At 68.9% G+C, this 15,498-nt stretch carries 6 protein-coding genes; all 6 read left to right on the plus strand.

What is annotated here, in order from left to right; translation table 11 throughout:
• Nucleotides 1-10: 10 nt before the first annotated feature.
• The 6 genes from OHA64_RS43465 to OHA64_RS43490 all read left to right on the plus strand — a co-directional run bounded on the left by OHA64_RS43465 (nucleotide 11) and on the right by OHA64_RS43490 (nucleotide 15,137).
• The gene (locus OHA64_RS43465; RefSeq protein ID WP_405624362.1) at nucleotides 11-9,904 is read left to right on the plus strand and encodes a type I polyketide synthase; all 9,894 of its coding nucleotides are present in this window, start codon (nucleotides 11-13) and stop codon (nucleotides 9,902-9,904) included.
• A gap of 4 nt (nucleotides 9,905-9,908) precedes the next feature.
• Nucleotides 9,909-10,691, plus strand: coding sequence for an arylamine N-acetyltransferase (locus tag OHA64_RS43470; RefSeq protein ID WP_405622714.1), 783 nt, complete (start codon nucleotides 9,909-9,911; stop codon nucleotides 10,689-10,691).
• A gap of 17 nt (nucleotides 10,692-10,708) precedes the next feature.
• Entirely contained in the window at nucleotides 10,709-12,349 is a 1,641-nt protein-coding gene (locus OHA64_RS43475; RefSeq protein WP_405622715.1) for a bifunctional 3-(3-hydroxy-phenyl)propionate/3-hydroxycinnamic acid hydroxylase, read from the plus strand.
• A gap of 62 nt (nucleotides 12,350-12,411) precedes the next feature.
• The gene (locus tag OHA64_RS43480; protein WP_405622716.1) at nucleotides 12,412-13,362 is read left to right on the plus strand and encodes a class I SAM-dependent methyltransferase; all 951 of its coding nucleotides are present in this window, start codon (nucleotides 12,412-12,414) and stop codon (nucleotides 13,360-13,362) included.
• Nucleotides 13,363-13,449: 87 nt separating this feature from the next.
• Nucleotides 13,450-14,283: a shikimate dehydrogenase family protein gene (locus OHA64_RS43485; RefSeq protein WP_405622717.1), complete on the plus strand. Its 834-nt coding sequence runs from the start codon at nucleotides 13,450-13,452 to the stop codon at nucleotides 14,281-14,283.
• A 260-nt stretch (nucleotides 14,284-14,543) separates the two neighbouring features.
• Nucleotides 14,544-15,137 carry a malonic semialdehyde reductase gene (locus OHA64_RS43490; RefSeq protein ID WP_405622718.1) on the plus strand — a complete coding sequence of 198 codons (594 nt, stop codon included), beginning with the start codon at nucleotides 14,544-14,546 and terminating at the stop codon, nucleotides 15,135-15,137.
• Nucleotides 15,138-15,498 lie beyond the last annotated feature (361 nt).

Raw genomic sequence — 15,498 nt, forward strand, 5'->3', positions numbered from 1 at the left:
AAGAATGTCTGTGTCAGAGGACAAGCTTGTCGCGGCACTGCGCGCCTCGCTCGTGGAGAACGAGCAGCTCAAGGAGGAGCGTGACCGGGTCCTTGCGGCCTCGTCCGAACCGATCGCGATCGTGTCGGCCGCGTGCCGACTTCCCGGCGGTGTCTCCTCACCGGAGGACCTGTGGCGTCTCGTGGCCGAGGAACGTGACGGCATCACACCGTTTCCGGAGGACCGGGGCTGGAACGTCGACGGAATCTACGACCCCACCCCCGGTCTGGCCGACAAGTCCTACGTTCGGGAGGGCGGCTTCCTGCACGACGCGGGGGAGTTCGATCCGGGGTTCTTCGGGATCAGTCCGCGTGAGGCGTTGGCGATGGATCCGCAGCAGCGGTTGCTGTTGGAGACGTCGTGGGAGGTGCTGGAGCGGGCTGGCATTGATCCGACGTCGCTGAAAGGCAGCCGGACGGGTGTCTTCGCCGGCCTGATGTACCACGACTACGAAGCGGCCGTGGCCGCCGGAAGTATCGTCTCGGGCCGGGTGGCGTACACCTTCGGGTTCGAAGGACCCGCGGTGACGGTGGACACGGCGTGTTCGTCGTCGCTGGTCGCGATGCACTCGGCAATCCAGGCATTGCGGAATGGTGAGTGCTCGCTCGCCCTGGCCGGCGGTGTGGCCGTGATGGCCCGGCCCGGCAGTTTCATCGAGTTCTCGCGCCAGCAGGGTCTGGCGCCGGATGGGCGGTGCAAGTCGTTCGCGGCGGGTGCGGACGGCACATCATGGGCTGAGGGTGTGGGCCTGGTCCTGCTGGAGCGTTTGTCGGACGCCCGCCGCAACGGGCATGAGGTGCTGGCTCTGGTGCGGGGCAGTGCGGTGAACCAGGACGGTGCGTCGAACGGCCTGACCGCTCCGAATGGCCCCTCCCAACAGCGGGTGATCCGGCAGGCGTTGGCGAACGCCGGCCTGTCGGCGGCCGACGTGGACGCGGTGGAGGCGCACGGTACGGGTACGTCGTTGGGTGATCCGATCGAGGCGCAGGCGTTGATCGCGACCTACGGACAAGGGCGCCCGGTTGATCGGCCGTTGTGGCTGGGGTCGTTGAAGTCGAACATCGGTCATGCGCAGGCCGCTGCGGGTGTGGCGGGTGTGATCAAGATGGTGCAGGCGATGCGGCACGGTGTGCTGCCGAAGACGCTGCATGTGGATGAGCCGTCGCCGAAGGTGGACTGGTCGGCGGGTGCGGTGGAGTTGCTGACCGAGTCGAGGGAGTGGCCGGCGGTGCCGGACCGTCCGCGCCGCGCGGCGGTCTCCTCCTTCGGCATCAGCGGCACCAATGCCCATCTCATCCTGGAAGCCGTTGAGAAGGATGCTCCCGAACCGACCACGACGCGCGGGCTCGTACCCCTCGTCCTGTCGGGCAGAACGGCCGAGGCCGTGAGCGCGCAGGCCCGGCGTCTGGCCGACCACCTGGAACTGCACCGTGAACTGAGCCTCACGGACGCCGCGTATTCGCTGGCGACGGCTCGTGCTCGTTTCGATCATCGTGCGGTGGTGGTTGCGGGTTCGGTGGAGGAGGCGCGGGAGGGGCTCGCGTCGGTACGGCCGGAATCTGTGGTTGCGGGTCGTCTGGGTGTGTTGTTCACGGGTCAGGGTGCGCAGCGGGTGGGGATGGGACGCGAACTGCACGCCGTCTTCCCGGTGTTCGCGGAGGCTTTCGACGAGGTGTGCGCGGCCGTGGACAAGAGCCTGGGCCGTTCGCTGAAGGATCTGGTCTTCGAGGGCGGGGACCTGCTCGACGAGACGCGGTATGCACAGCCGGCCCTGTTCGCCGTCGAGGTGGCGCTCTTTCGCCTTGTACGTTCCTGGGGCGTGCGTCCCCACTATGTGGCGGGTCATTCGATCGGTGAGGTGACGGCTGCGTTTGTGGCGGGTGTGTGGTCGTTGGAGGATGCGGCGGCTTTGGTGGTGGCGCGGGGCGAGTTGATGCAGGCGTTGCCGTCGGGTGGGGTGATGTTCGCGGTCGAGGCGGCGGAGGATGAGGTCACTCCTTTGCTGACCGAGGGTGTGAGCATTGCCGCAATCAACGGCCCGACGTCGCTGGTGCTGTCGGGTGCCGGGGATGCGGTCGCGCAGGTGGTGTCCCGTTTCGAGGACCGCCGAACCAAGCGGTTGCGGGTGTCGCACGCTTTCCATTCGTCGTTGATGGATCCGATGCTGGAGGAGTTCCGCCGCGTCGCGGCGGGGCTGACGTATCACGAGCCTGCTGTGCCGGTGGTGTCGAATCTGACGGGTGAGGTGGCGGACGCGGGCCGGTTGTGTTCGCCGGAGTACTGGGTGGAGCATGTGCGTGGCACGGTCCGTTTCCACGACGGTGTCCAGGCGTTGCGCGGCCAGAAGGTGTCCACGTTTGTGGAGTTGGGTCCTGATGGGGTGCTGTCGGGGATGGTGGCGCAGGACTGTGTCCCGTCGCTGCGGCGGGACGTGCCGGAGGACCGGGCGCTGCTGGTCACTCTCGGGCAGTTGCACTCGCGTGGTGTGGATGTGGACTGGGAGCAGGTGTTCGCCGGGGCCGGAGCCCGCCGTGTGGACCTGCCCACCTACGCCTTCCAGCGCCAGCGGTTCTGGCTGAACTCGAACGTGCCGGTGGCTGACCCCGCGTTCGCGGTGGAGCATGCGCTGCTCGACTCGGTGATCAGTGTTCCCGATACCGGTGGTGTGGTTGCCACGGGCCGGTTGTCGCTGGCCGCGCAGCCGTGGCTGGCGGACCACGCCGTGTCCGGCACGGTTCTGCTGCCGGGTACCGCTCTTGTGGAGCTCGCTGTCCGTGCCGGGGACGAGGTCGGTGCGCGGTCCCTGCGCGAGTTGATCATCGAAGCCCCTCTGGTGATCCCTGACAAGGGCGCGGTGCGTATCCAGGTCTCGGTCGGTGCGGACAATGGGGGTGTCCGGTCGGTCGCGGTGTACTCGCGGCCCGACGACACCGAGGCCGGCAGTCCGTGGGTCCGCCACGCCAGCGGCCAGCTCGACGACGAGGTGCCCGTCCCTGGCGCCGCGTTCGGTGTGTGGCCGCCGGAGGGTGCGCAACCCGTCGACCTGACCGGCTTCTACGCGGACCAGGCGAACGCCGGATACGCGTACGGGCCGCTGTTCCAGGGCCTCAGCACGCTGTGGACCCTCGGAGAGGAGATCTACGCCGAGGTCGCGCTCCCGGTGGACGATGCCGAGGCGGCGGCCGGGTTCGGCCTGCATCCCGCACTTCTCGACGCGGTCCTGCATTGCGGCGCCTTCACCGAGCGGAAGGCCGAGGAGGGCAAGCTCATCCTGCCGTTCGCGTGGAACGGCATGACTCTGCACGCCTCCGGCGCCACCAGCCTGCGGGTGCGCATGACGCCCACCGGACCTGAATCGGTGGCGCTGGAACTCGCCGACGGCGAGGGCGCCCCCGTCGCGTCGGTCGAGTCGCTCGTGCTGCGCGCGGTCGACGACGAGCAGGTCAAAGCCGCCGGGCGGACCGGTCCCGGCACGGACGCCCTGTTCGCTGTCGAGTGGACCGCGGTGCCGACCGGAGCGACACCCGGCACCACTGCTGGGGTCGTCTCGCACCCGGTCTCCATGGCCCTGGACGTCGAGGAACTGGTGCGGTCCGGCGCGTCGATGCCGGACGTGCTGATCGTCGACGCCGTCGACGGTGTCGTCAGCCCCGAACGGGTCCGCGGCCTCGTCGCCCGTGTCCTTGGCATCCTTCAGACATTCCTTGCCGCACCGGAACTCGAGTCGACCCGCCTGCTCGTCGTAACGCGCGGCGCGGTCGGGGTCTCCGGCGACCCCGAAGTGACCGACCCGGCGGGCGCCGCGGTCTGGGGCCTGATACGCGCTGCGCAGGCCGAAGACCCGGACCGCGTCCTGCTGATGGACGTGGACGAAGTCCAGGCGTCCCGGCCGGCCCTGGCGGGTGTACTGGCCACCGGGGAGGCTCAGGTGGCGGTGCGCGCCGACGTCGTCCACACGCCCCGGCTGGTGCGGGCCGCGGCCGACTCCGTTACCGGCCCTGTACTGGATCCCACGGGGACCGTACTCGTCACCGGCGGCACCGGAACGCTGGGCGGCCTGGTCGCCCGGCATCTCGTCGCCGCACACGGCGTACGACACCTGCTGCTGACCAGCCGTCGCGGACCGGAGGCGCCCGGCGCCGAAGAACTGACGGCCGAACTTGAGGCAGCCGGAGCGAGCGTCACCGTGGTGGCGTGCGACATGTCGAAGCGCAGGGCGGTGAAGAAGCTTCTCGCAGCGGTCTCGCCCGACGCGCCGCTGACCGGCGTTGTGCACGCGGCGGGAGTCCTCGACGACGGTGTGATCGCGAGCCTGACGCAGGAGCGGATCGGCGCCGTCTTCCGGCCCAAGGTCGATGCCGCGCTGACGCTGCACGAGCTGACACGCGACATGAATCTCTCGGCGTTCGTCCTGTTCTCCTCGGCTGCCGGAGTGATCGGTGGTCCGGGGCAGGGCAACTATTCGGCGGCGAACGCGTTCCTGGATGCCCTCGCGCAGTGGCGCCGGGCGCAGGGTCTGCCCGCCGTCTCCCTGGCCTGGGGCCTCTGGGCCGAGTCCGGCGGAATGATCGCGACGATGAGCGAGTCGGACCAGGCCCGTATGGGCCGAGGCGGAGTGCTCCCGCTGGCCACCGAGGACGGCATGGCCCTGCTCGACACGGCCCTCTCCGGCGAGGCCTCCATGCTCGTTCCGGTGAAGTTCGACTTCGCCGCCCTGACGGAGCAGGCACGGGCTGGGCAGCTGCCGCCAATGCTGCGCGGGCTGGTCCGCCAGCCGCGCCGCACGGCGCGCACCGCGGCCGCAGACACCGGCTCGGCCACTGGTGACACCTTGGCGGCTCGGCTCGCGACGCTGACCCATGAGGCACAGCAACGTCACCTCGTGGAGTTGGTGTCGGGTGAGGTGGCGGTGGTGTTGGGGCATGCGGGTGCGGGGAGTATCGGTGCGGGTCAGGCGTTCAACGATCTGGGTTTTGATTCGTTGACGGCGGTGGAGTTGCGGAACCGTTTGAATGCGGTGACGGGTCTTCGGTTGCCGGCGACGTTGATTTTTGATTATCCGTCGCCGGGTGTGCTGGCTGAGTTTTTGCGGCTGGAGTTGGTGGGCGAGGAGGCGGTGGCCGAGTCGGTGGTCGGCCGGGGGCTGTCTGCTGTTTCGGTGTCGGAGGATCCGGTCGCGATTGTGGCGATGGGGTGTCGGCTGCCCGGTGGTGTGGGTTCGCCGGAGGATCTGTGGCGTCTGGTGGCCGAGGGGCGGGATGGTATCTCGGCGTTCCCGGAGGACCGGGGCTGGGATGTGGAGCGGTTGTTCGATCCTGATCCGGACGCGGTGGGTAAGTCGTCGGTTCGTCATGGTGGGTTCTTGCATGATGCGGGGGAGTTCGATCCGGGGTTCTTCGGGATCAGTCCGCGTGAGGCGTTGGCGATGGATCCGCAGCAGCGGTTGCTGTTGGAGACGTCGTGGGAGGTGCTGGAGCGGGCCGGTATTGATCCGACGTCGCTGAAAGGCAGCCGGACGGGCGTCTTCACCGGCGCCATGTACCACGACTACGCCACCAACCTCACGCGCGTACCGGAGGAACTGGAGGGCTTCCTCGGCAACGGCAACGCGGGCAGCTTCATTTCCGGTCGGGTGGCGTACACCTTCGGGTTCGAGGGTCCGGCGGTGACGGTGGACACGGCGTGCTCGTCGTCGCTGGTGGCGATGCACTCTGCGATGCAGTCCCTGCGGAATGGCGAGTGTTCGCTCGCCCTGGTCGGCGGTGTCGCCGTGATGTCCACGCCCGGCAGTTTCATCGAGTTCTCGCGGCAGCGGGGCCTTGCTGCGGATGGGCGGTGCAAGTCGTTCGCGGCGGGTGCGGACGGTACGTCGTGGGCTGAGGGTGTGGGTCTGCTGCTGCTGGAGCGTTTGTCGGACGCGCGGCGTAACGGCCATGAGGTGCTGGCTCTGGTGCGGGGCAGTGCGGTGAACCAGGACGGTGCGTCGAACGGCATCACCGCTCCGAACGGTCCCTCCCAGCAGCGTGTGATCCGGCAGGCGTTGGCGAGTGCGGGGTTGTCGGCGGCCGATGTGGATGCGGTGGAGGCGCATGGTACGGGTACGTCGTTGGGTGATCCGATCGAGGCGCAGGCGTTGATCGCGACGTACGGTCAGGAGCGGTCGGGTGAGGACCGGCCGTTGTGGCTGGGGTCGTTGAAGTCGAACATCGGTCATGCGCAGGCCGCTGCGGGTGTGGCGGGTGTGATCAAGATGGTGCAGGCGATGCGGCATGGTGTGCTGCCGAAGACGCTGCATGTGGATGAGCCGTCGCCGAAGGTGGACTGGTCTGCGGGTGCGGTGGAGTTGCTGACCGAGTCGAGGGAGTGGCCGGCGGTGCCGGACCGTCCGCGCCGCGCCGCGGTCTCCTCCTTCGGCCTGAGCGGGACGAACGCGCACGTGATTTTGGAGGCTGTCGAGCCTGCGGGTCCGGTGGAGCGTGCGGTGGTGCCGGGTGGTGTGGTGCGTGATGGTGTGGTGCCGTTGGTGGTGTCGGGCAGGTCGCCGGAGGCGGTGTGTGCTCAGGCGGTGCGGCTGGCTGAGTTCCTTGGCCAGGAGCGAGGGCTGACTCTGCCGGATGTGGCGTATTCGCTGGCGACGACGCGTGCTCGTTTCGATCATCGTGCGGTGGTGGTGGCGGGTTCGGTGGACGAGGCGCGGGAGGGGCTCGCGTCGGTACGGCCGGAATCTGTGGTTGCGGGTCGTCTGGGTGTGTTGTTCACGGGTCAGGGTTCGCAGCGGGTGGGGATGGGACGCGAACTGCACGCCGCCTTCCCGGTGTTCGCGGAGGCTTTCGACGGGGTGTGCGCGGCCGTGGACAAGAGTCTGGGCCGCTCGCTGAAGGATCTGGTCTTCGAGGGCGGGGACCTGTTGGACGAGACGCGGTATGCGCAGCCGGCTCTGTTCGCGGTTGAGGTGGCGTTGTTCCGGCTGGTGGAGTCGTGGGGTGTGCGTCCCCACTATGTGGCGGGTCATTCGATCGGTGAGGTGACGGCCGCGTTCGTGGCGGGTGTGTGGTCGTTGGAGGATGCGGCGGCTTTGGTGGTGGCGCGGGGCGAGTTGATGCAGGCGTTGCCGTCGGGTGGGGTGATGTTCGCGGTCGAGGCGGCGGAGGATGAGGTCGCTCCTTTGCTGACCGAGGGTGTGAGCATCGCCGCGGTCAACGGCCCGACGTCGTTGGTGCTGTCGGGTGCCGGGGATGCGGTCGCGCAGGTGGTGGCCCGTTTCGAGGACCGCCGAACCAAGCGGTTGCGTGTGTCGCATGCTTTTCATTCGTCGTTGATGGATCCGATGCTGGAGGAGTTCCGGCGGGTGGTGGCGGGGCTGACGTATCACGAGCCTGTTGTGCCGGTGGTGTCGAATCTGACGGGTGAGGTGGCGGACGCGGGCCGGTTGTGTTCGCCGGAGTACTGGGTGGAGCACGTGCGTGGCACGGTCCGTTTCCACGACGGTGTCCAGGCGTTGCGCGGCCAGAAGGTGTCCACGTTCCTGGAGTTGGGTCCTGATGGGGTGCTGTCGGGGATGGTGGCGCAGGACTGTGTCCCGTCGCTGCGGCGGGACATGCCGGAGGACCGGGCGCTGCTGGCCGCCCTCGGGCAGTTGCACTCGCGTGGTGTCGATGTGGACTGGGAGCAGGTGTTCGCGGGGACCGGTGCCCGCCGTGTGGATCTGCCCACCTACGCCTTCCAACACCTCCGCTACTGGATCGAGGGCGACGGACCGGCCGTTCCCGAGAAGGTGGCCGATCCGGTCGACGCGGCGTTCTGGGACATCGTGGACAGCGGCGACGCGAACTCGCTGGCCCGGTCCCTGCGGCTCGATGCGTCCGCCCTGGGCGGCGTGCTGCCCGCCCTGTCATCGTGGCGCCGCCGCCACCAGGACCAGGCTGTGCTGGACGGCTGGCGATACCGGATCGACTGGCGGCCGATAACGGACACACTGTTGTCAGGTGCGGCCGTCGCCGACGGCACCTGGCTGATGCTGGTGCCCGCGGGGCAGGCCGACGCGATGGCGGAGGCCACGAGCGGCGCGCTGACCGCGCACGGCGGTCGCGTCGTACGGGTGGACGTGGACGGCGAGGACCGGAAGGGCCTGGCGGAACTCGTCCGGGTGGGTCTCGACACGGCGAGGGCCACACCGGTCGGGGTGGTGTCCCTGCTGCCACTGGACGAGCGGCCGGATGCCGACCATCCCACACTGTCGCGGGGTACGGCCGCCACCGTCACCCTCGTCCAGTCGCTCAGGGACCTGGACGTCACCGCCCCGCTGTGGTGCCTGACTTCCGGAGCCATCGCGGTCCGGGAGGACGGGGAGGTGCGGAGCGGGACTCAGCCCATGATCTGGGGGCTCGGCACCGTATTGGCTCTCGACCACCCCAGGTCCTGGGGCGGGCTGGTCGATGTGGCCGCCGGGCCGGACGAGACGGCGCTGGGCCGGCTGGTCGCCGTGCTCTGCGCAGAGCACGGCGAGGATCAGGTGGCGATCCGGGCCACGGGCGCGTACGCGCGCCGTATGACCCGCGCCGAGTCCGCCGCTGCTGACGGCACGCTGTCCGGGGAACCCTGGACGCCACGCGGTACGGTCCTGGTCACCGGCGGTACGGGTGGCATCGGTGCACACGTGGCGCGTTGGGCCGCGGGCCGGGGCGCCGAGCACCTGCTGCTGCTCAGTCGCCGCGGCCGGGCCGCCGAGGGGGCGGACGCGCTGGAGGCGGAGCTGACCGCGCTCGGTGCCCGCGTCACCGTCGTGGCCTGCGACGTCACCGACCGGACCGCGCTCGCCGAGGTGATCGCGGCGGTCCCGTCCGACGTGCCCGTCTCCGCTGTCTTCCACACGGCAGGCGCCGCACAGGAACCCACGCAACTGCCGGACAGCAGCGTCGCGGAGTTCGCCGCAGTGGGCCGGGCGAAGGTCGCCGGTGCCGTGCACCTCGACGCCCTGCTCGCCGACCATCCGCTGGACGCCTTCGTGGTGTTCTCCTCCGGCGCCGCCGTCTGGGGCGGTGCGGGGCAGGGCGGTTACGCCGCCGCCAACGCCTTCGTCGAAGGGCTCGCGCATCGGCGGCGCGCCGAGGGTCGGGCGGCGACCGCTGTGGCCTGGGGCGCCTGGGCCGGCGGCGGCATGGTCGACGAGACCGTGGCCGAGGAGTTCGCGGAGGTCGGCATCGAGCTGATGCGGCCCGAACTCGCGGTCGAGGCCCTGGGCCAGGCGATGGCGGGTGGCGAGGGGCACCTCGTGGTCGCGGGTATCGACTGGTCGCGGTTCACGCCGTCCTACACGGTGGCCAGGGAACGCCCGCTGCTGCGGGACCTGCCCGAGGCCGCCGCTCTCACGGTCACCGGCACCGGCACCAACAGCGGCAAGGATGCGACGACGGGCGACGACGGCGAGGCGCTGCGGGCGCGGCTGTTGCGTCTGTCCCCGCAGGAGCGGCTGACGTTCCTCACCGACCTGGTGCTGGCGGAGGCCGGACAGGTGCTCGGTCACGCCACCGGCTCGACGGCGGTCGAGGACGGGCTCGCCTTCCTCGACATCGGCTTCGACTCGCTGACCGGTCTCGAACTGCGCAACCGCCTCAACCGAGTGTCGGGACTCGACCTGCCGCAGGGCCTGATCTTCGACTTCCCCACCGCGGGCATGATCGCCGAGCTGATGCTGGACACCCTCGAGCCCGACCTGGCCGTCACACCGGAGGCGGTCGCCGAGGAGATCGGCAAGTTGGAATCGGCACTGGCTCCGGCGCTGCACGACGACGCGTCGCGTGCGCGGGCCGTCTCGCGGCTGCGTGAGCTGCTGGCCAAGTGGGACCACACGGAGAAGGGAAAGTAACCGGATGTTCGACGTCGAGACCTACTTGCACCGTCTGGGGTTCACGGAGGTGCCCGAGCCCAGCTCCGAGACGCTTCGCTCACTGCACAAGAAGCACCTGATGTCACTGGCCTACGACAGCAGTCACTTCATCAAGAGCTTCACCGGCTTCCGCAACGTCGTCGACATCGACATCGACGCCACGTTCCGGGCGATCGTCATCGAGGGCGCGGGCGGTGTGTGCCACGACCTGAGCGGCCTGTTCCGCAGGCTCCTGACCGAACTCGGTTACGACGTCTCGATCCTGGCCGCGTCACAGCGTTGGCCCAACGGGCAGTTCGGGCCGGACTTCGAGCACACCTTCACGTGCGTGCGGCTGGACGGGGAGACCTGGCTGGTCGACGTGGGCTTCGCCGGACCGTCGTATCTGGAACCGCTGCGGATGACCGACGAGGTGCAGCACCAGTTCGGCTGCTCCTATCGGCTCACGGCGGACGGCACCTACCACGTGCTGGAACGCAGGGCCGCCACCGGCGAATGGCGGTCGGTGTACCGGTTCGAGTTGAAGGCCCGGGCCGTCTCCGACTGGGACAGTCCGCGGGACTCCGCCGCCGAGCAGATCGTGAAGGACTCGCTGTTCGCCGGGACCGTGCTGCGCGGCCGTGCCACCGACAACGGGCAGCTCGTCCTCACCGGCAGGCGCCTGCTGACAGTGGAGAACGGTCACGAAACGACCCGCACCCTGATCGACAAGGCCGAGTTCGAGCGCGTGGCGAAGGACATCCTCGCCGGCACAGGCAACGGCTGAGACGGGACCGGACGGAGATGACAGTGGAGACGCAGACGGCCGGCGCCGGGACCGAGACGGACGCCGCCACCGACACGGACGTGGCCGTCGTCGGCTACGGCCCGGTGGGGCAGGTGCTGGCGATCCTGCTGGCCCGGCGCGGCTGGCGGGTCACGGCCGTGGAGCGCTGGTCGCAGCCGTACCCCATGCCGCGGGCCGTCGGCTTCGACGACGAGGCTGCCCGTATCCTGGCGGCCGCCGGCATCGGGCCCTTCCTCGACAAGTTCGGGGAGAACTCACGGGACTACGCCTGGCGCAACGCCGCCGGCGACACCCTGCTGCACATGGAGAGCGCCGCGAACGGCCACTGCGGCTGGCCGCAAGCGACCGCCATGTACCAGCCGGGGCTCGAGGCCACGCTCATCGAGCGGGGCACCGACTTCCCGAACTTACGGGTCGTCCGCGGCCAGGAGGTCGTCGAACTCGACGACCGCGGCGACCTGGTCGAGGTGATCTCCGAGGACGCCGACGAGCAGGAACACACCTTCACCGCGCGCTACGTCGTCGGGTGCGACGGGGCCAACAGCTTCGTCCGGGAGTCCATGGAGAGTTCTCTCACCGACCTCGGGTTCTTCTACGACTGGCTGATCTGTGACGTCGTACTGGACGAGCCGCGCGAATTCCGTCCCAACAACCTGCAGATCTGCGACCCGCAGCGGCCGCGGACTGCCGTGTCGGCCGGCCCCGGGCACCGCCGCTTCGAGTTCATGCGGCTGCCGGGCGAGAACATCGAGGAGCTGAAGCGCGACGACACCCTGTGGCGCATGCTGGAGATGTTCTCCGTCCACCCGGACAACGCGACACTCGAACGGCACGCCGTCTACACCTTTCAGGCCCGCTGGGCGGGGGAGTGGCGCAAAGGCCGGCTGCTGATAGCGGGGGACGCCGCACACCTCATGCCGCCCTTCGCGGGGCAGGGCATGTGCTCGGGCTTCCGGGACGTGGCCAACCTTTCGTGGAAGCTCGACCTGGCACTGCGCGGTCTCGCCGACGACTCCGTGCTCGACACCTACACCGTCGAGCGCCGGGCGCACGTCCAGAACGCCGTCACCACGTCCGTGAAACTCGGCAAGGTCATCTGCGTGACCGATCCCGCCGCCGCCGCCGACCGGGACGCGATCATGCTGGCCGCCCGTGACCGCGAGGGCGCCGCCGCGCTGCCGATGTCGACCGTGATCCCCTTCGACGAAGGCCTGTTCCAACGGACCGGCGACGGCACGCCACTGAGGCCGGCCGGCACCCTCTTCCCGCAAGCAAGGGTCGCGGACGCCGAAGGGGACGGACTGCTCGACGAGATCGTCGGCCTGGGCTTCGTACTGCTCGCCGTCAGCGATCCGGCGACGCTGCTCGACGACCGGCGGCGCGCCTTCCTCGACGGTCTCGGCACGCGCTGCGCGCACCTCCTGCCCGCGGGCACGGAACCGGGGAAGTCCGGTCCTGGCGCCGTGGTCGACATCGAGGGCCGCTATCTGCCGTACCTGACCGAGAACGGCGCGACGGCCGTGCTGGTGCGCCCCGACTTCACCGTCTTCGGCGCGGCGAACGGACCCGAGGAACTGCGCGAACTGGTGGACCAACTCGCCCACCGGCTGGGGACACCGCTCCCGGCTGCCGACTGAGAGACCCCCGCCCTGGCGGATTCACCGCTTTCGGGCAGCACCATGAGAGAGGAACCCGGAACATGGGTGCACGCGAAGACATGTATGGCTTGTTCACCAGTGTCAACGAGATCAACCTGACACATGATCAGGACGCTCAGGGCGCCAAGGAGGGCACACACAAGAAGAACATCTCCACCAGCTACGACCTGCAGGCCAGGATGTCGAAGAAGGGCATCCTGTGGAACTGGGGCTACCACGACGACCAGGTGGCCAAGGAGATCAGCGCCCGCATTCCCGGATTCCTCGACTACGACACGGACGGCTTCTCCGAGGAGCTGTACTTCGCCGCACTCAGGGAGGTGCCGCTCGACCTGGACGACTACGCGGACAAGTTCGTTCTCGAGGTCGGCTGCGGACTGGGCGAGGGCCTGAACTTCCTCTCCCGCGTCGTCGACGCGAAGAGCATGATCGGCCTCGACCTGTCGGACCAGGCCGTCAAGCGGGCCAACGCCTCGTTGTCCCGCAAGGGCCTGCGCTATGTCCAGGGCGACGCGGAGAACCTGCCGTTCGAGGACGGCGAGGTCGACGTCCTGGTGAACATCGAGAGCGCGCACAACTACCCGAGCCTGGAGAAGTTCCTGAAGGAAGTGGCGCGGGTGCTCAAGCCGGGCGGCCACTTCACGCACGTCGACCTCTACACCACGCAGCGCCATGCCTTCCTGAAGGAGCTCCAGGGGAAGGATCTGGGCCTGGAGTGGGTGCTCGACCGTGACATCTCGCCCCAGGTGCAGGCCGCGATCCACGGGCGGCTGGCTCCGGAGGGGTCCTTCCACAAGGCGCTGCGGGAGCAGCGGGTCGGTGCCATCCAGCGGCACATGGCCAAGCGGGTCGGCCCGGAGGCCGTGGGCGGTTCCTTCGCCGGCTACACCGACAGCGGCTCCACCAGACTGCTGAAGAAGATGGGCGTGCTGCCGTCGCAGTTCATGCCACCGGTGGACAGCTACCGGCACTACGTGGCCAAGAAGATCTGATCCTCGTCGGCTGAGCTCCCGCAACCGGCGGCGGGGCACTGCCGACAACTGCCGCCCACGCAGCACCGTCCAGCATGAGGAAGGGGCATGATGACCGATAATCCGCACCCGGGACCCATCAGCGGAACCACCCGTCTGTACGCCGTCCTGGGCGACCCGGTGACCCAGGTTCAGTCGCCCGGGCTACTCAACCCGGTCTTCGCCGGGCTGGGTATCGACGCGGTGCTGGTGCCCGTGCATGCGCGGCGCGACGACCTCGTAAACGTGGTCCGTGGTCTGCAGTGTGTCGGCAACCTCGACGGCCTCTTCGTCACCGTGCCGCACAAGGTGGCCGCGGCGCAGCTGGCCGACCGGCGCAGCCGCACGGTGGAGATAACCGGCAGTGCGAACGCCCTGCGGCGTGAGCCCGACGGTGCCTGGCTCGCCGAGAACTTCGACGGTTCGGGGTTCGTGGCGGGCCTCGTCGGGGCCGGTCACTCGCCTCGGGGCAGGAGAGTGGCGCTGGCCGGTGCGGGCGGAGCGGGCAGCGCCATCGCGGCGGCCCTGCTCACCGCGGGTGTGGACAGTCTGTCCGTCTCCGATCCGGACGGACCTCGCCTGACCGCTCTCGTCGACCGGCTGGCCGAACACTGGCCGGGCCGCGTCCGCGCCGCCCCCGAACCGCCGCTGCACGACAGTGACATCGCCGTCAACGCCACGCCGCTCGGACTGCGCCCCGACGACCCGTTGCCGTTCTCGCCCCGTTCCCTGCCTCCCGGCAGCGTGGTGGCGGACATCATCATGAAACCGAGAGAAACACCCCTCCTGCGGGAGGCGGCCGCGCAGGGCCACCAGGTGCACCACGGAATGCACATGCTCACCGGGCAGGTGGACTCCTACCGCAGGTTCTTCGGACTGGGCGTGGCCCGAACCGCCGACTGACGAAACTGAACCGTCGGCTGACAGGCCGGGGCACAGGGGGAGCACCCCTGGAAAACGCGCCGCAACCTCCCATGCCGTGAATGGGAGATATGTGTCCTCAGTCACCATTGCGAGATGGCTGAAAAGGGGCAGGTGATATTGCCATTGCCGCTTTTCGGTAGGCAGGTTCAGCTTCTCTCGGATATCCTGCCGACCGTGCAGAAATGGGTCGCGAAATTAATCCTGAGTCGACCCGCCCCTCGTTAACAAGGAATGCATCTATGTCCCTCAGTCTCGACCCCGCGGCACAGGACCTGCTCTTCCGGCAGGCCCGTACCGCCAACACGTTCACCGATGAACCGGTGACCGACGAGCAGGTTCAGGCCATCTACGACCTGGTCAAGTACGCTCCCACGTCGATGAACCAGCAGCCGCTCCGTATCGTCCTGGTCCGTTCGGACGAGGCTCGCCGGCGCCTGGTCCAGCACCTCGCCGAAGGGAACAACAAGAAGGCCGAGACGGCACCGCTGGTCGCGATTCTCGCCGCGGACAACGAGTTCCACGAGGAGCTTCCGGAGCAGTTCCCGTATTTTCCGCAGGCCAAGGACCTCATGTTCTCTGACCGGAGCGTGCGGGAGCAATCCGCAAAATTCAACGCTTCTCTGCAGGTGGGCTACTTCATTCTCGGAATTCGGGCCGCGGGCCTGGCCGCCGGTCCCATGACCGGATTCGATGCCGACGGCATCAACAAGGAGTTCTTCGCCGACGGCGAGCACTCGGTTCTCGCCGTGGTCAACATGGGCAAGCCGGGTGAGAACGCATGGTTCGACCGTTCCCCCCGCCTTGCCTATGACCAGGTGGCCACGACGGTCTGACGCACCCGTTCAGCCGTGCTCACCCGGTCGACGACCGGGTGAGCACACGGACAGGTTGGGCGTTCTCTGCGGGGCGGGACCCACGACGAAGACGTGGAACGTCGCCCTGTGCCCGCATCGCCGCACCGCCCGCGACGTTTCGCTGACCTGACAGCTGACCGTGGCGCCACATGTCGTCCGGTTCCGAGCGCTGCGCTCAGCCGGGACGTGACGTGTACCGATTCCCGCCCGGGCTTCGGAGCGCGATGTGTTCCGGCTTCATACCGGCCCCACCATGGACGGGCGTGGCCGGTGGTCCCGCGGCGTGCATGGTGGCGGACTGGGCCTCCGCCGCCTCAACCCGCAGATCGCCTCTGCTGCC

The sequence above is a fragment of the Streptomyces sp. NBC_00076 genome (assembly GCF_045041235.1).
GTDB lineage: Bacteria > Actinomycetota > Actinomycetes > Streptomycetales > Streptomycetaceae > Streptomyces.

Excerpts from the sequence above, each read along its gene's own strand:
- OHA64_RS43470 (WP_405622714.1), top strand. The coding sequence starts at position 9,909 with ATGTTCGACGTCGAGACCTACTTGCACCGTCTGGGGTTCACGGAGGTG.
- OHA64_RS43475 (WP_405622715.1), top strand. The coding sequence starts at position 10,709 with ATGACAGTGGAGACGCAGACGGCCGGCGCCGGGACCGAGACGGACGCC.
- OHA64_RS43480 (WP_405622716.1), top strand. The coding sequence starts at position 12,412 with ATGGGTGCACGCGAAGACATGTATGGCTTGTTCACCAGTGTCAACGAG.
- OHA64_RS43485 (WP_405622717.1), top strand. The coding sequence starts at position 13,450 with ATGATGACCGATAATCCGCACCCGGGACCCATCAGCGGAACCACCCGT.
- OHA64_RS43490 (WP_405622718.1), top strand. The coding sequence starts at position 14,544 with ATGTCCCTCAGTCTCGACCCCGCGGCACAGGACCTGCTCTTCCGGCAG.